Genomic DNA, 18,136 nt, shown 5'->3' with positions numbered 1-18,136 from the left:
AAACGTCAATTAAGAGAAGTTATTGAACGTAAAGTTTCTAAATAAACTTATTTCGCACTATATAAAAAGTAAAACCAAAATACGATGAGATTTTTAATTATAGAAAGGTCGTGAATAAAGTGACCGAACGAACTTTTGATGTAAATTCTATCATCAAAGATTTCCCGATTCTTGAGCAACAAGTAAACGGAAAACGCTTAGCGTATCTTGATTCAACTGCAACAAGTCAAACACCAATACAAGTATTAAACGTTTTAGACGATTACTATAAGCGTTATAATTCAAACGTTCATCGAGGCGTTCATACTTTAGGATCACTAGCAACAGATGGATATGAAAGTGCACGTGAAACTGTGCGCCGTTTCATCAATGCTAAATATTTTGAAGAAATTATTTTCACTAGAGGTACAACAGCATCTATCAATATTGTTGCACGTAGTTATGGAGATGCAAACGTTGAAGAAGGCGATGAAATTGTTGTAACTGAGATGGAACACCATGCGAATATTGTTCCATGGCAACAATTAGCTCAACGTAAAAATGCATCATTAAAATTTATCCCAATGACAGACGAGGGCGAACTTAATCTTGATGACATTAAAGCAACAATCAACGATAAAACGAAAATTGTAGCCATTGCACATGTTTCAAATGTACTTGGAACAATTAATGATGTTAAGACGATAGCAGACATTGCCCATGAACATGGCGCAATTATTAGTGTCGACGGTGCACAAGCAGCACCACATATGGCATTAGATATGCAAGAAATTGATGCAGATTTCTATAGCTTTAGTGGACATAAAATGCTTGGTCCTACTGGTATTGGTGTGCTTTACGGTAAACGTGATTTACTTAAAGACATGGAACCAGTCGAATTTGGTGGTGACATGATTGATTTCGTTAGTAAATATGATGCGACATGGGCAGATTTACCAACTAAATTTGAAGCGGGCACACCACTTATTGCTCAAGCGATTGGTTTAGGTGAAGCAATTCGCTACATTGAAGACCTTGGCTTCGATGCGATACACAAACATGAAAAAGAATTAACTGAGTATGCCTATGAACAAATGTCTTCTATTGAAGGATTAGACATTTATGGTCCACCTAAAGACCGTCGTGCTGGAGTGATTACATTTAATCTCTCTGATATTCATCCTCATGATGTCGCAACAGCTGTAGATACTGAGGGTGTTGCTGTACGTGCAGGTCATCATTGCGCTCAACCGCTAATGAAATGGCTCAATGTATCATCAACTGCACGTGCAAGCTTCTATGTATACAATACAAAAGAAGACGTAGATCAGTTAGTTCAAGCATTGAAACAAACGAAGGAGTTTTTCTCTTATGAATTTTAATAATTTAGATCAACTATACCGATCTGTAATTATGGATCATTATAAGAACCCTAGAAACAAAGGTGTTTTAGATAACGGCTCAATGACAGTAGATATGAACAATCCCACATGTGGTGACCGTATACGTTTAACATTTGATATTGAAGACGGGATAATTAATGATGCGAAGTTCGAAGGAGAAGGTTGCTCTATCTCAATGTCCAGTGCATCTATGATGACTGAAGCTGTAAAAGGTCATTCATTAGCTGAAGCGATGCAAATGAGCCAAGAGTTCACTAAGATGATGCTTGGTGAAGATTATGAAATTACTGAAGATATGGGAGACATTGAAGCTTTACAAGGTGTTTCTCAATTCCCAGCACGTATCAAATGTGCCACACTTGCTTGGAAAGCATTAGAAAAAGGCACAGTCGAAAAAGAAGGTAAAACAGAAGGTACTACTGAAGAAGAGTAATTTATTTACAAAGTTTCCTTCAGTGTATTTGAAAATGAATCGGGTAAACTCAAACTATAACATCTGTATAGTCTTTAGATGAATATAGCATGTTGTTATAATATAGATATTACAACATTAAAGAATAGTCATTTTTAAATATTACACTTTTAACTATATAAAATTAAAAATCTCACACGCACGTCGTTTATTAATTATAAATTCAAGGAGTGATTAAAATGGCTAAAAAAGCACCTGATGTTGGAGATTATAAATATGGTTTCCACGATGAGGATGTGTCCATTTTCAGATCAGAGCGAGGTTTAACAGAAAATATCGTTACTGAAATTTCTAAAATGAAAGAAGAACCTCAATGGATGTTAGACTTCCGTCTTAAAGCATTGAAATTATTCTATAAAATGCCAATGCCACAATGGGGTGGAGATTTATCAGAATTAAACTTTGATGACATCACATATTACGTTAAACCATCAGAACATACTGAGCGTTCATGGGATGAAGTTCCTGAAGAAATCAAACGTACATTTGATAAATTAGGTATTCCTGAAGCTGAACAAAAATATTTAGCTGGTGTTTCTGCACAATATGAATCAGAAGTTGTTTATCATAATATGGAAAAAGAATTAGAAGAAAAAGGTATTATCTTCAAAGATACAGACAGTGCATTACGTGAAAATGAAGATCTATTTAGAGAATACTTTGCATCTGTTGTACCTGCAGCTGACAACAAATTCGCAGCACTTAACTCAGCTGTATGGTCAGGTGGTTCATTTATCTATGTACCTAAAAACGTTAAATTAGATACACCATTACAAGCGTATTTCCGTATTAACTCTGAAAACATGGGGCAATTCGAACGTACATTGATCATTGCTGATGAAGGTGCATCAGTAAACTATGTTGAAGGTTGTACTGCACCAGTTTATACAACAAGTTCATTACACTCAGCTGTAGTTGAAATCATTGTTCATAAAGATGCGCATGTTCGTTACACAACAATTCAAAACTGGGCCAACAACGTTTATAACTTAGTTACGAAACGTACGTTTGTCCATGAGAATGGTAATATGGAATGGGTTGACGGTAACTTAGGTTCTAAGTTGACTATGAAATACCCTAACTGTGTATTATTAGGTGAAGGTGCAAAAGGTAGCACATTATCTATTGCCTTTGCAGGTAAAGGACAAGTTCAAGATGCGGGTGCTAAAATGATTCACAAAGCACCAAACACATCTTCAACAATTGTATCTAAATCTATCTCTAAAAATGGCGGTAAAGTCATTTATCGTGGTATTGTTCATTTTGGACGTAAAGCTAAAGGTGCACGTTCAAATATCGAATGTGATACGTTAATCTTAGATAATGAATCTACTTCAGATACAATTCCATATAACGAAGTATTTAATGACAATATTTCATTAGAACACGAAGCGAAAGTGTCTAAAGTGTCAGAAGAACAATTATTCTATCTCATGAGCCGTGGTATTTCTGAAGAAGAAGCTACTGAAATGATTGTTATGGGCTTCATTGAACCATTCACAAAAGAATTACCAATGGAATATGCAGTAGAAATGAACCGTTTAATCAAATTCGAGATGGAAGGCTCAATTGGTTAATATAGACTAGAGCTATAAATTTAATAATTATGAATAAACTGCCAACAATTCTTTATACGAGTTGTTGGCAGTTTTTTTGTTGGAATAAAGATTTAATAAAAGGTTATTTGTATAACAAATATCTGTTAATTAATTAGTAATAGAAAATAAGTAATTAAAATTATTAAAATAAGTGAAAATACATTGTTCGGATATTAAAATGATTAATGTAAAACAAATCATTCGAGAAGGTTGAGAAACTATGAAAAGCAGAACTAAACTACTTCTAACTATTATAGTTATTGTTGTAATGATTATTGTATTATTGGTAGGAAGCCTTTAATGTATAAACATAAAAAGGAAAGACAATTAGTTAAAGATTTAGATAAAACGATATTTAATGTTTATCCAATTAAAAATTTGGAAGATTTTTATAATATAGAAGGTTATAAAGACGAAAATTTCGACAAACAAGATAAAGGAACGTGGTATCTGAATTCAGCCATGAATATCCAGAGAAAAGGAGAAGATTTAAAATCAGAAGGTATGTTGCTAAATATAAATAGAAATACAAAAACTGCAAAAGGTTATTATTATATAAGCAGTTATTTTACTGATAAACATGGAAGTCAGGACAGTAGTGAGAAAAGATATCCAGTTAAAATGGTGAATAATAAATTTATAATTACAAAACCAGTTCATGATAATAAAGTAAAAAACAAAATTAAAAATTTTAAGCTTTTTGTTCAATATGGAGATTTTAAAGATTTGAAAACGAATCAGTATTCAAAGTTAGGCTACAATCCTAATGTTCCTAGCTATACCTTAGAATATAATCTAAATAATGAAGAAAATAATGTAAAAAAACTTAGAGAAATTTATAATATCCCTACAAACAAAAAGCCAAAATTGTTAATAGAAGGGCAAAGTAGTCTCGATCACGCAAGAGTAGGATATAAGAGTATAGAATTTTCATTTATAAAGAGAACAGATGAAACAATTTCATTTACAGATTATGTGAACCTTCAACCGTCAAATACAAATTAAAATTCTCGAAATGTAAGTGACGAATTTTATCGACTATAGTTAATCAACTTTAATATCCTAATTATAATTTGATGAAGTTCTTTTGAAATAAAAATATGAGTTATAGGCAACAAGAGGATAAAGTAGAGATCAACTTCTACCTTATCCTCTTATTTTATTAATGTATATAACTATAGGAACCAGCTTCGTTAGAAGAAATTGTTCTAGTTGAAACGATATAAGGGGCTACCCAGTTCATTTCTGAAATATAAACACTACCATCTGAATTGACACGCTCGACATAAGCGACATGGCCATATGGACCGTTTATTGTTTGAAGAATCGCACCTTTTTCTGGAGTATGGTCGACTTTGAATCCTGCGCTAGACGCTTGTCCAGCCCAATTTTTCGCATCTCCCCAGAACGTACTTATAGTATGTCCATCTTGAGCACGTTTATCAAATGCGTACCAAGTGCATTGACCTGCAGTGTATAAATTATTCTTATTCGTAAATAGTGGTTGTGAAATAATTTTACCATTACCTAAAGCTAACGGTTTCCCATCTTTAGTTTTAGCTTTTTCATTAAATTCTGAGACTTTAAGTTCATCATATAAGTCATCCATATCTAAGTTAGTAATCATGCCATGTTTATCTTTTTTGAAAGCTTGAGAAACATCAGCATTATGATCATCATCGTTGTTAAGGTTGGGAGGCGCAATTGGTGAACGGTTATTTTGTGGAGGAGTATCACTATTATTTATTTTTTCCCCTTGATCATTATTCCCATTTTGAACATCTGGTAATGGTGTTGACCCATTACTTCTATTTAATAAGTTATTAGAATTAGATTGATTCGATTCTTGAGGTTGATTAACTTTTTTCTGCGAAGTTGAATAACGATGTGCTACATTATTTTGTCCAGAAGAATGATTTGTAGAGGTATTATGTTGCCCATCATCATTATTATTTCTGCCATTATTTACATTCCCATTACTTTTCCCATATGTATAAGTAAAAGAACCATCAGATGGATTGACCTTGAAATCTGCGTTTGGATGTTCTTTTTTAGCTTCTTCGATTGTCCCGTAATTCTTAGCGTAACCTATATTATCTATATTAAGTATATTTAATATAGTAAGTGTAGAAATAGTTGATAATAATAATTTTTTGCTCATTAATCGCTAATCCTTTATTTGAAATTTTACTTTTATTATACACATAAAAAATACTTAAATGAATAAGGAATTTTAAATTTCTACATTTTTCGAAGTAAAAATAAATAATTATTGATAAATTTGAAGAAAACTATGTACATATACTTATAATTTTTATATTATTTACGTAAGGCACACTAAAACTTTTTTAGTATGTCTACATGCAAGATCTAACTCAAAATTTTCAGGAGGTTCTACAATATGGCACTTATTAAGATGAGTCCGGATGAAATCAGAGCTAAGTCACAATCTTACGGGAATGGATCTGAACAAATTCGTCAAATTTTATCTGATTTAACTCGTGCACAAGGAGAAATCGCTTCAAACTGGGAAGGTCAAGCATTCAATCGTTTCGAAGAGCAATTCCAACAACTTAGTCCAAAAGTTGAAAAATTTGCTCAGTTATTAGAAGAAATTAAACAACAATTAAACAGCACTGCAGACGCAGTTCAAGAACAAGACCAACAGTTGTCTAATAACTTCGGATTACAATAATAATTTTGTGTATAGTAGAGCCACATTTCAATGTGGCTTTACTTTTCATCATGGGGAGAATGTTTTGAAAGGGAAATATAAAAATGAAAAAGAAAAATTGGATATATTCACTCATCATAATATTAATTATAGTGTTAGCCATAGTAGGACTAATTACTTTTGTACATACGAAATATGGAAATCAAGCTGAAAATCATACTAAAAATGAAACTAAAGATTATAAAAATATACATATTGCAATTATAAATGAAGACCAACCAACTAAATATAACGGTAAAAAAATTGAATTAGGTGAACCTTTTATTAAGAGGTTATCTGAGCAAAGTAATTACAATTTTGAAACGGTATCAAGAAATATCGCTGAAAATGGACTTAAAGATGGTAAATATCAGGTAATGATTGTTATTCCTAAGAACTTTTCTAAGTTAGCAATGCAATTAGATGAAAAAACACCATCAAAAATGTCTATTCAATATAAAACTGCTGTAGGACAAAAAGAGGATGTTGCTAAGAAAACTGAAAAAGTAGTAAGTGATGTTCTTAATGATTTTAATAAGAATTTAATCAATATTTATCTCACAAGTATCATTGATAATTTACATAACGCTCAAGAGAATGTGGGAGACATTATGAAGCGTGAACGTAATGTGGACCAAAACTTTGCCAACTATCTATTAAATCCGCTCAATGATTTTCCAGAATTATTTACGGATACATTAGTAAATTCACTCGTGGCAAATAAAGACATCACGTCATGGATTCAAAATTATAATCATTCACTTCTAAGTGCTAACTCAAATATATTTAACATCGATAATGATTATAACGCTTCTTCAATTGTTCAGGATCAAGGATCATTTTTCGATAAAAATATATCAGCATTAGAACAAACGTTAGATGATTATAAAACTCAAAAGGATAACATTAACGTTGGTGATTACATCTCAGAATTAAAACAAATGAATAAACAAATTGATCAACAATCGGAAGAACAAGACCGTTCTAAAGAAGAATATAATCAAACATTTAAAGAGAATTTAGAAAAAGTTAAAGATGATGTAAAAGAACAAGAATCACCATTTACAAAAGACATGATAGAAGATTATCGTCAGAAATTAACTGATTCTTTAGAGGAACAACTTAGAAATAATCAAGATCTCAATGACGCATTAGACCAAATTAAACAAGATAATCAAAACATACAAGATACAATGATGAATCATCTTAAAAATACAATAGAAAACGATCATACAGGTTTCGATAATTATTATATTAGAAAGCTGACAAATGAAGATTTAGAAAATGCAGGGTTAAGTTGGAAAGCAACACGTGAATATCAACATATCCTAGATGACATGAATCAATTTATCAGTAAATATAATGAGGCAAACCCTGATCATCCAATTAAACAAGACGATTATCATGGAGAAATTAATGCGGATGATACATCTAAGTTAACTAATGAAGGTGTAAAATTCGAAAGAAAAGAAACAATTAAGAGTAAAGACATCAACAGATTGAGCATTGCGACTGATCCTAACTTCGACTTCGATGGTACTGTCTATATTAATGACAAAAAATATGATGTTAAAGATCAAGACATTAAATTAGATACAACTCAGAAATCATATGATGTAGAAGTTAAAGGTACAGCTAAGTTGAAAGGCGAACATAAAAATCAAGAAGACTTCCTTAAAGATAAAACGATGCATCTACAACTTGTCTTCGGTCAAGCTGATAAAGATGATGAAAATAAGAAAGCGAATGTCGTAGATTTAAGTATCAATCATAACTTGGAAGGCAAATTAGTTAGTGGAGATTTAGATCAACAATTGCGTTCTTTAGATCAATTTAAATCAGAATACGATTTATATAAAGATAGTGATCTTGATCCTAAAAAACCAAAAATTGATAATAAAGCAATTGTGAATATGATGGTTGACCAAGTTATCAAAGATATGGAAAGTTTTAAAGACGATAAGTCTGCATTACTCAAAGAAATTGATTCTCTAAGCAATTCGTCAAACGACATGATTGATAAAATATTTGATAATAAACAAAGCGTTGAAAACAATAAAAAAGAACTTAATTCAATCATTGATAGTTTAAATGATGTTGAAAAGCAACTTGAAGAAGATCCTGAAACACCTAAAATCGAATAATTTTTTGTTAAAGAATTTACAACTTTATCAACGCATTTAGACGATCAAGTGAATAAATTATCTGAACGTAGTACGAAGTTGCTTTCAGATAGTCAGAATTCTAAATCTACAGCTGATTCAATCAGTGGAGAATTAAATAAACTTGATGACAATGTCAATAATTTACATGCAAGTGGTAGAGCACTTGGTACAAGAGCGAATGATTTAAATAAACAAATGGCAAACAATGATAAAGATAACCAACTCTTTGCTAAAGATTTTGCAAATGTGCTGAAAAATTCTAAAGATGGAGATCGACAAAATAAAGCACTTAAAGACTTTATGAGTAATCCAATACAGAAACAAAACTTAGAAAACGTATTGGCTAATAATGGAGATAAAGATACGTTCTCACCAACATTACTCGTATTACTGATGTATCTTATCTCAATGATGACAGCATATGTGTTCTATAGTTATGAACGTGCGAAAGGTCAGATCAACTTTATTAAAGATGATTTTAGTAAAAATAATCATATATGGAACAGAGTCATTTCTTCTGCAATTGTGACGTTTACTGGAATGGTTGAAGGACTTGCGATTGGGTTAATTGCTATGAATCGTTATCAAGTGATGCCAGGTTATAAGGTTAAATTCATTTTCATGATTCTAGTGACTATGGTCGTGTTCGTCTTAATTAATACTTATCTATTAAGACAATTAAAATCTATCGGTATGTTTATCATGATTGTGATATTAGCAGTTTACTTTATCGCGATGAATTACTTGAATCCATCAGGAAGTGGTAGCACGTTAAATCGTTTATCACCATTATCTTACGTTGACTCAATGATTTATAACTATTTAAATGCTGAACATCCAGTAGGTCTCGCATTACTTGTTTTATCATTATTGGCAATTGTAGGATTTGTGTTAAATATGTTCATTAAACACTTTAAGAAAGAGAGGCTCATCTAATGATAATTGAAAGTATGATAGCAATGACATTGTTAACAGCTGATAATCATAGAGGTGACCTTAACATAGAAATTGACCAAGAAGATAAAGAGAATGTGAATAAAGATATAAAAGAATACGACACAACGTTATTTGATAAAGATAGTAAATCTATTAATGACGCAATAAAACAACAACAAAAGAATAAAGATGAAAAAGTTAAAAATAATTTGTTTCAAAACCAAGCGAGTCACACGACTCGCTTGGATGAAACAAAGCACGTATTGTTTTCCCATAAAAGTTCAAATAATGCTGTGGAGAGTGATAAGAGCCCCTATATACAAGACAAACAAAAGAGAAACATCTTTCCTTACATCTTGTTAAGTATAGGGGTTCTTTTGACGTTAGGATTTGTCATATTTTCCATTAGAAGAGGGAGAAGAAGTAAACAATGAACCAACATAAAAAAGTGACTATAGATTTTTCAAATTATCATATGGGGACTTATGATTTATCAGTTCCAATATATTTACCACTTAAAACATTGATTCCTTTAATTATTGATAGTTTAGGTATCGATATTCATAATTTTAAAAACCAAGTTAAAGTAATTACGAAAAATCAATTATTAGTTGAAAATGATAGATTAGTAGATTTTCAAGTTGCAGATGGAGACATTTTGAAATTATTATAGGGAGAATTCAATCATGGCGAATAAAAAATCCAAAGAACTTAGTGAATTAGAAACATTAGATAATAAGCAAGATGTTAAAAAGCATGATAGAGAAGATATGAGAGAAATAACGAAGTCTTCTATTAAGAAAGAACATTATCATTTAATGTACTTACTCGAACAGAAAGCTACTTACTTTATTGATGCTGAATTGACCGAGTTGCGTGATAGTTATCAAGTCTATTATAAGATCTCAGATGATATTACATCTTTTCACAAAATAACGAAGTTCTCTAAAAATGAAAAATTAAGATATTTATTGAATATTGCTAAATTAGAAGATATTAAAAATACAAGATATACCTTCGTTTTAGCACCAAATGAACTGTATTTTACTAAGGATGGCTTACCACTTCTAAAGACAAGAGGGTTAAAAAACATTGTGGAGCCGTTACCAATGTCGGACGAAGATTTTCTGACTCGATATAAAGCGTTAGTAATTACTTCGTTTAATAGTAAGGTTTCATTTGATTCACTCGTTGAAGGGAATTTGGAACTACATAAGGGAACGCCTTTTGAAAATCAAATTATTAATATCAAATCATTAGATGAATTGAAAGATTTTCTTAAGCAACAGTTTAATAAGCAACAAAAAGATTATTCTCAAAATTTCACATATGTTAGAAAAAGAAAATTCCAAATCTTTAAATGGTTAGCTATTGGGGCAAGTATTTTAGGATTATTACTTATCGCATTTTTAGTGTATCTCTATTTTTCAGTTATGAAGAATCATGATCAAGTTGAAAAAGGTTATAAAGACTATGTTAAATCAGACTACACTCAAGTTTTAAATGACTATAAAGATTTAAATGGTAAGAATTTAGATAAAGAAGCGCTATATATTTATGCGAAAAGTTATGTTCAAACGAATAAGCAGGGATTAGAAAAAGATAAAAAAGAAAACTTATTAAATAATATTACTCCAAATTCTAATAAAGATTATTTACTTTATTGGGTTGAACTTGGACAAGGCCATTTAGATGAAGTATTGAATATCGCAACATATTTAGATGATAACGATATTATGAAACTCGCTTTAATTAATAAATTAAGTGATATTAAAAATAATTCAAATCTTTCAAATGATAAACGTTCAGAACAGACTAAGAAATATAATGATAAACTTCAAGATATTTTAGACAAAGAGAAAGAAGTTAAAGACGAAAAAGCTAAAAAGAAAGAAGAAGAAGCTAAGAAAAAAGACGAAAAAGTAAAACAACAAGAAGAAAACGAGAAAAAACAAAAGAAACAAGCTCAAAAAGACAAAGAAAAACGTCAAGAAGCAGAACGCAAAAAATAGTATAGGACTGGGGACTAACTATGCATAAATTGATTATTCAATATAATGACCAAATAAGCATGCTTAATTTAAGAAATGGTAAAACGTATACCATTAGTAATGATAAAGAAGCAGATATTACCTTTAAATTATTAGAAGAACCCATACACCTTGAACAAAATGAACAAGGTGTATGGCAAGTAAATCACACGTCAATATTTAAAGAACTTAAATATCAAACGAACAATGGCGAAGTAATATTCAATATTTATTTTAAAAATAATCTTACTTCATATGCGTATCCTTCATCTAAAGAAGTCATGACAATTGGTGAGAATGCGTTTGATGACATTCAAGTTGAAAGCTTGAATGATATTGTGATGGTTAAGGATATCCAACAAATTTATCGCAATCATTTTATCAGAATTGTGCATAATACAAATAATACGCTATTTATTAATTATGAAAAGCAATCGCAAGAAGTAAGTAAAGCGTATATAGGGGACCATGTATTTATAGACGGTATTTGGTTTGAAGTTCAAGAAGAAGGGCTATCAATACTGTCGCATGGGGACATTCATTCTGAATTGATTGTACTCAATAATGATGAACCGGAAGCTGTTGATACAGATTATAACGATTATCACCGTTCGCCTAGAATCATTCATCGTGAACCTACGGAAACAATTAAAATTGAAAGACCACCTCAACCTGTTCAAAAGAATAACACCATGATTTGGCGAGCGATTATTCCACCTTTAGTAATGATTGCATTGACGGTAATTATCTTCTTAGTAAGACCTATAGGCGTCTATATTTTACTTATGCTTGGTATGAGTACCGTTACAATCATTTTCGGTATCACAACGTATTTCACTGAGAAAAAGAAATATAAAGAAGATGTCGAAAAACGAGAGAAAGATTATAAGAAGTATTTAGAAGAGAAAGCAACAGAAATTAACAAAGCCATCAAAGATCAACGCTTTAGTTTAAATTTTCATTATCCAACATTACCAGAAATTAAAGATATTGTTGAAACGAAGGCACCTAGAATATATGAAAAAACATCTCACCACCATGATTATCTTCACTATAAACTCGGCGTCGCAAATATTAAGAAATCATTTAAAATCGACTACCATGAAGAGGAATTCAATCAACGTCGTGACGAACTCTTTGACGATGCGAAAAGATTGTATGAATTCTATGGTGAAGTTGAACAAGCACCTTTAATCAATGATTTAACACATGGGCCAATCGCTTATGTTGGTACACGTCATCTTATTATAGAAGAAATTGAAAAAATGATTCTTCAATTATCAACGTTCCATAGTTACCATGAATTAGAATTTTTATTGGTAATTAGGGAAGATGAGAAGGACACATTCAGTTGGTCAAGATGGTTACCACATATGACGTTAGGCGCTCAAAATATTAGAGGGTTTGTTTACAATCAACGTACAAGAGACCAAATTCTAACGTCAATTTACAGCATGATTAAAGAGCGTATCCAAACAGTTCGAGAAAAGACACAAAGTAATGAAAAAGTTATATTCACGCCGCATCTTGTATTTATTATCACTGATATGTCTCTAATTATTGACCACGTTATTTTAGAATATGTGAACCAAGACTTAACAGATTATGGAATTTCGCTTATTTTCGTTGAAGATGTCATTGAAAGCTTACCAGAACATGTTGAGACGATTATTGATGTGAAATCTCGCACTGAAGGCGAACTTGTTATGAAAAATGAAGAGCTCGTGCAATTAAAATTCACGCCTGAAAATATTGATGGGGTGGATAAAGAGTATATTGCACGTCGTATCGCAAATTTAAATCATATTGAACATATGAAAAATGCGATTCCAGATAGCGTGACATTCTTACAAATGTATAACGTGAATGAAGTAAGTGAATTAGATATCAAGCATCGTTGGCAAGTAAATGAAACATTTAAAACAATGGTAGTGCCATTAGGTGTAAGAGGTAAAGACGACATTCTCAATCTTAACTTACATGAAAAAGCACACGGACCACACGGATTGATTGCTGGTACGACTGGGTCTGGTAAATCTGAAATTATCCAATCTTACATTCTTTCATTAGCGGTTAACTTCCATCCACATGAAGTGGCATTCTTATTAATCGACTATAAAGGTGGAGGTATGGCGAACTTATTTAAAGACTTGAAACATCTCGTTGGAACAATTACCAACTTAGATGGTGATGAAGCAATGAGAGCGTTAACGTCTATTAAAGCTGAATTACGTCAACGCCAACGTTTATTTGGTAAACATGATGTGAATCATATCAATCAATATCACAAATTATTTAAAGATGGTATTGCAACAGAACCTATGCCACATTTATATATTATTTCAGATGAATTCGCCGAATTAAAATCTGAACAACCTGACTTTATGAAAGAGCTTGTATCAACTGCGCGTATCGGTCGTTCACTAGGAATTCATTTAATTTTAGCTACGCAAAAACCATCAGGTGTCGTTGATGACCAAATCTGGTCGAACTCTAAATTTAAATTGGCGTTGAAAGTGCAAGACCGTCAAGACAGTAATGAAATCTTAAAAACACCTGACGCTGCTGACATCACGTTACCAGGTCGTGCGTATTTACAAGTGGGTAATAATGAAATTTACGAATTGTTCCAATCTGCTTGGAGTGGCGCGACGTATGATGTTGCAGGGGATAATTATGAAGTTGAAGATAAGACGATTTATATGATCAATGATTATGGTCAGTTTGAAGCAATTAATAGAGATCTTAGTGGTTTGGAAAATGAAGAACCACAAGAGGGTCAAACAGAACTTGAAGCGGTGATTCATCACATTCAAGATGTTACACAACAACTAGCAATTGATGACTTAAAACGTCCTTGGTTGCCACCATTACCAGAAGCGGTGTATCAAGAAGATTTAATTGAAACAGATTTCACAAAATTATGGTCAGATCAACCTAGTGAAGTTGTATTAACGGTAGGCTTAAAAGATGTGCCTGAAGAACAATATCAAGGTCCGCTTGAATTAGAACTTAAAAAAGCAGGTCATATTGCACTTATTGGAAGTCCTGGTTATGGACGCACCAATTTCTTACACAATACTATTTTTGATATTGCTAGACATTATCGACCAGATCAAGCACATATGTATCTATTCGACTTTGGTACAAACGGTTTAATGCCAGTATCCGATGTTCCACATGTGGCTGATTACTTTACAGTTGACCAAGAAGATAAAATTGCCAAATCAATTAAGCGCATTAATCAATTAATCTCTGATCGTAAAAAGCTATTAAGTCAACAACGTGTAGTTAACATTGAACAATACAATCGTGAAACGAACGATGCGGTGCCAAATGTATTTATCATCATTGATAACTACGACACGGTTAAAGAATCGCCATTCGTTGAAGAATATGAAGAAATGATGATGAAAGTGACACGTGAAGGTTTAGCACTTGGCGTGTATATCATTTTAACTGGTTCAAGATCTAATGCGATTAAGTCAGCCATTTTCACAAATATTAAAACACGAATTGCACTATATTTATTCGAAAATAATGAACTTACAAATATTATTGGCTCTTATAAAAAAGGAGTTAAAGACATCAAAGGACGAGCTGCGATTAATGATGATAACTTTACTCAGTTCCAAATTGCACAACCATTTAGAGTAGGCGAAGGCGAAACGTATAACAGTCACATTAAAGACGAAATTGCCAAAATGAACGAAAACTTCGTCGGCGATTACCCAGCACACATTCCAATGATGCCAGAAAAAGTAATCAGAGAAGACGTAGAACGAAGATACAATCTCGAACAACTTATCTTAGAAGAACACAAACTACCACTCGGATTAGACTTTGAAGACGTAGAGTTAGTGAGTTTAGAAGTAGATAAATCTTCAATTGTTACCGCAATTAAACCAAATGAACAAGAGTATTTAAATCATTTAATTTTAGATCATTTAAGTGTTTACTCTCGTGAACATGTAGTTCTATTAGCAGATGCAGATGAAAACATGGCACAGTATGCGAATGAAGTATCATCTTATTATTCTAGTCCTTCAGATTTAACTATGATCAGAAAAGGATTTTCTCAGGAAATAGCTGCGCGAAAAAATGGAGAAAGATCTACATCTGAAAGAAAAATTGTATTTATTAATAATGTAAAAAGGTTTAATCAAATTACTGGTATGAATGAAAATGAAATACGTTATCTATTTAATGAAGGCGTTAAATATAATGTCTTTGTTATCGGAAGCGGTCTATATTCAGACACCGTCGGCACATACGATAAAGAAAGCAAAATGATGACTAGAACTGTTAATCAGGCAGTCATTGGTCATAAAATATCTGAACAAGAGTTCATTAGAGTCAAAGATCGATTTGGTGAACCTGAATTGAAATCAAAAGAAATGTATTATATTTCTAATCAAGAATATAAAAAGTTCAAATTATTCGAGGAGTGAAACTGATGATAAAATTAAACAAAGACTCTGTTTCATCGGATATCAATAATATACGAAATAATGGCCAAGGGTTAATGGGAAATAATAGCGAAGTAAATTTATCTAAAACAAATTTAGTCACTTTTGAAGAATACGTAGATATGTTTGAAAGTTATACATCTGCTATATCAAACTATGAAAGTATTGTTAGTCAAGATACTTCAGCTATGGAAACTACGGTCAACGAAATAGTAGAAAATGATCAAAATATTGCTGGACAAATTCGGGAGTCATAAATTTATTGTGAAATTAAAAAGGGATGGGTATGAATGAGTAATAAAGCTGAGATAAGAATGAAAATTTCTCAAAAGGAAAATGAAAAAAGTGGTAAACAAAGTGAATTAAGCGGATTAAGGGAAGATTTAAAACGTTTGAAAGAGGCTTTAAAAGGTGTAAAAAGTGCTCAAGATGATTTTAATTCCGCACATTCTAAGTACAACAATATTAAGATTGCAGATTCAGATTGGAAAGGGGAAACCAGATCAAAGAGCGACGAACATAAAGAGAACATGGACGATGAAATGAAAAAAGTAAAAAAAGATTATGAAGAAGCTATAGATGACTTGGAATCTGATATATCTAAAAAAGAGAATGAAATTACAGGAGTAGAGGGAGAAATAACTAGATTAGAAAATGAAATAAATTCTTTAAAAAATAAATTATAGTGAAGGGAGAATGTTGTTATGGGGTTAAAAGTAGATATGAACGAAGTTCATAATATGAAACAATCAATTGATAGTTCTCTAGATTCTCTAAATTCTAAAGTTGAAAATTTAAATAGTAGTATGACAAGTTTGATTGGGACTGACGGTTTTGAAGGGAAAGCTGCCGATAGTGTTAAAAATTATACAAAAACTTTTCATGTAAAAAACATAAGTAAAATAAAAACAATAAATGAAAAATATAAATCAGATATAAAGAAATCAATAGATAAATTTGAAGGCGAAGTAGATAATAATTCATCTGCTATATTGGTCGAAGATGAAATAAAAGATTATAAACAAAAAATTGACGATACTTTAGGCGATGTCTATAAATCAAGTTACGACGCCAATAATTCGATTTTGGATGTAGCAGACTTAACCACTGCTAATAAAATTGACACCACTAATTTAGCTAATAAAATGGCCACATTCAATAAACAAATAGACAAGACATTGGAAAAACTTCGTGATTTTGATACTAATAATTCAATCGATGGGGATCGAACGAACAATTTAATCGAAGAATTAAGTGGGTTAAATTCATATGTTAAAAAGCTATCACCTAATAGAGCTAGAATAAGTTCAACGAGTGCAAAGATAGATAGAGCAAGATTTGCTCATAAAACAAGCGAAGAATTGATAAAATGGCAAAAATACATGGAAAGTATTAGCGATAGTATAGAAGGTCAACCTGGTTTAAATAAAAAATACTATGAAGCAATGGTCCAAGCAGGACGGGAGTACTTTGTTGTTAAAGCTATTGGTGATGGTAGTGTCAAAAGAGGTTTTGACAAATTTTTAAAATACAGAGACGTAAATAAAATATTCAATAGTATGAATAAAAGACAATTACGTAGAGTTATGACTCTATTTAATGTAAGTAAGTCAGACATTAAGTTAAAAAATTCATTTAAAAATGCTAGTGAATTTGTGAGAAATAACCCATTTAAAAAAGGAAACTTAGTGAATTGGCTATCAAAAGTGCAGAACTATGATAGTATGAATGCTAAAGTTTTAAGAGAAAGTATAAAAAATAAGAATTTTAAATACCAATTTGGTGATGCAAAGAAATTTTTTGATACAAAAGAAATGAAAAAAGCAGCTAGTACCGAATTTAAAAATACTTTTATTAATCAAGGTCTTAGAGAAGCTTTTGGAAACAAAGGGACTTTCACTATAAGTGGTTTTAAAAATAATTTCAAAAAATATTGGAATAAGAATGTTAGAGGTGGAGTGAACGAATTTAAGAATAAAAATATACTAGGAAAAATAGGTAAAATTACAAAAATGGGAGGGAAGATTTTAAAACCACTTGCAATAGGTTCAGCAATTATGGACAACTATAAAAAAGATGATCCACAAAAAACTTTTGTAGGTTCTGGCGTGGATTTAGCTGCTATTGGGGCGAGCAGTGCTGCAGGAGCAGCAATAGGTACTGCTATTCCAGTTCCAGTATTAGGAACATTGGTAGGAGCCGGTGTAGGAGCGATAGCAGGTTTAGCATTAGAAACGAAACTTCCATTTATTCATAAGTCTGTTACACAAGTAGCTAAAGACGGTATAAATAGTGGTTTGGACAATGCGAAGGATGCATGGAAGAAAACAACTTCAGCATTTAAAATGAATTTTAATTAGAGGTGAATTAA

General features: G+C 31.6%; 13 protein-coding genes and 1 pseudogene. 13 read left to right on the top strand and 1 reads right to left on the bottom strand.

Annotated elements, in window-relative coordinates:
- Window positions 1-110 precede the first annotated feature (110 nt).
- The 4 genes from HMPREF3264_RS09105 to HMPREF3264_RS09090 all read left to right on the top strand — a co-directional run bounded on the left by HMPREF3264_RS09105 (window position 111) and on the right by HMPREF3264_RS09090 (window position 4,457).
- The gene (locus tag HMPREF3264_RS09105; protein WP_002441676.1) at window positions 111-1,361 is read left to right on the top strand and encodes a cysteine desulfurase; all 1,251 of its coding nucleotides are present in this window, start codon (window positions 111-113) and stop codon (window positions 1,359-1,361) included.
- The gene (gene sufU, locus HMPREF3264_RS09100) at window positions 1,351-1,815 is read left to right on the top strand and encodes a Fe-S cluster assembly sulfur transfer protein SufU (protein WP_044466333.1); all 465 of its coding nucleotides are present in this window, start codon (window positions 1,351-1,353) and stop codon (window positions 1,813-1,815) included. Before HMPREF3264_RS09105 ends, sufU begins: the two co-directional genes overlap by 11 nt.
- A 218-nt stretch (window positions 1,816-2,033) precedes the next feature.
- Entirely contained in the window at window positions 2,034-3,431 is a 1,398-nt protein-coding gene (gene sufB / locus HMPREF3264_RS09095) for a Fe-S cluster assembly protein SufB (protein WP_070873106.1), read from the top strand.
- Window positions 3,432-3,752: 321 nt separating this feature from the next.
- On the top strand, window positions 3,753-4,457 hold the full coding sequence (locus tag HMPREF3264_RS09090; protein WP_070873104.1) for a tandem-type lipoprotein: 705 nt from the start codon (window positions 3,753-3,755) through the stop codon (window positions 4,455-4,457).
- Window positions 4,458-4,614: 157 nt separating this feature from the next.
- Here the strand turns inward: HMPREF3264_RS09090 and HMPREF3264_RS12805 are convergent, their stop codons facing one another.
- A complete protein-coding gene (locus HMPREF3264_RS12805; protein ID WP_070873101.1) occupies window positions 4,615-5,613 on the bottom strand; it encodes a CHAP domain-containing protein in 999 nt (332 codons plus the stop codon).
- Between the two features lie 240 nt (window positions 5,614-5,853).
- Between HMPREF3264_RS12805 and HMPREF3264_RS09080 the strand changes: the two genes are divergently transcribed.
- The 9 genes and pseudogenes from HMPREF3264_RS09080 to HMPREF3264_RS09040 all read left to right on the top strand — a co-directional run bounded on the left by HMPREF3264_RS09080 (window position 5,854) and on the right by HMPREF3264_RS09040 (window position 18,125).
- The gene (locus HMPREF3264_RS09080; protein WP_002441688.1) at window positions 5,854-6,147 is read left to right on the top strand and encodes a WXG100 family type VII secretion target; all 294 of its coding nucleotides are present in this window, start codon (window positions 5,854-5,856) and stop codon (window positions 6,145-6,147) included.
- A gap of 83 nt (window positions 6,148-6,230) precedes the next feature.
- Window positions 6,231-9,266: pseudogene (esaA, locus tag HMPREF3264_RS09075) on the top strand (type VII secretion protein EsaA).
- On the top strand, window positions 9,266-9,700 hold the full coding sequence (gene essA, locus HMPREF3264_RS09070) for a type VII secretion protein EssA (RefSeq protein WP_002441693.1): 435 nt from the start codon (window positions 9,266-9,268) through the stop codon (window positions 9,698-9,700). The pseudogene esaA and the gene essA overlap by 1 nt, the downstream one beginning before the upstream one ends.
- Window positions 9,697-9,939, top strand: coding sequence for an EsaB/YukD family protein (locus HMPREF3264_RS09065; protein ID WP_002441695.1), 243 nt, complete (start codon window positions 9,697-9,699; stop codon window positions 9,937-9,939). The genes essA and HMPREF3264_RS09065 overlap by 4 nt, the downstream gene beginning before the upstream one ends.
- Window positions 9,940-9,952: 13 nt before the next feature.
- On the top strand, window positions 9,953-11,278 hold the full coding sequence (gene essB, locus HMPREF3264_RS09060) for a type VII secretion protein EssB (RefSeq protein WP_070873099.1): 1,326 nt from the start codon (window positions 9,953-9,955) through the stop codon (window positions 11,276-11,278).
- A 20-nt stretch (window positions 11,279-11,298) separates the two neighbouring features.
- The gene (gene essC, locus HMPREF3264_RS09055) at window positions 11,299-15,747 is read left to right on the top strand and encodes a type VII secretion protein EssC (protein WP_070873097.1); all 4,449 of its coding nucleotides are present in this window, start codon (window positions 11,299-11,301) and stop codon (window positions 15,745-15,747) included.
- A gap of 5 nt (window positions 15,748-15,752) precedes the next feature.
- Window positions 15,753-16,022, top strand: a complete 270-nt coding sequence (locus HMPREF3264_RS09050; protein ID WP_037541224.1) for a TIGR04197 family type VII secretion effector — start codon at window positions 15,753-15,755, stop codon at window positions 16,020-16,022.
- A 33-nt stretch (window positions 16,023-16,055) separates the two neighbouring features.
- The gene (locus HMPREF3264_RS09045; RefSeq protein WP_070873095.1) at window positions 16,056-16,451 is read left to right on the top strand and encodes a YwqH-like family protein; all 396 of its coding nucleotides are present in this window, start codon (window positions 16,056-16,058) and stop codon (window positions 16,449-16,451) included.
- An 18-nt stretch (window positions 16,452-16,469) separates the two neighbouring features.
- Window positions 16,470-18,125, top strand: coding sequence for a T7SS effector LXG polymorphic toxin (locus HMPREF3264_RS09040; protein ID WP_070873093.1), 1,656 nt, complete (start codon window positions 16,470-16,472; stop codon window positions 18,123-18,125).
- Window positions 18,126-18,136: the final 11 nt, after the last annotated feature.

It is taken from the genome of Staphylococcus sp. HMSC62A08 (assembly GCF_001839105.1).
Taxonomy (GTDB): Bacteria; Bacillota; Bacilli; order Staphylococcales; family Staphylococcaceae; genus Staphylococcus; species Staphylococcus caprae.
The sequence above is the reverse complement of the archived record's forward strand: the minus strand, read 5'-3'. Positions and strand labels throughout refer to the sequence as shown.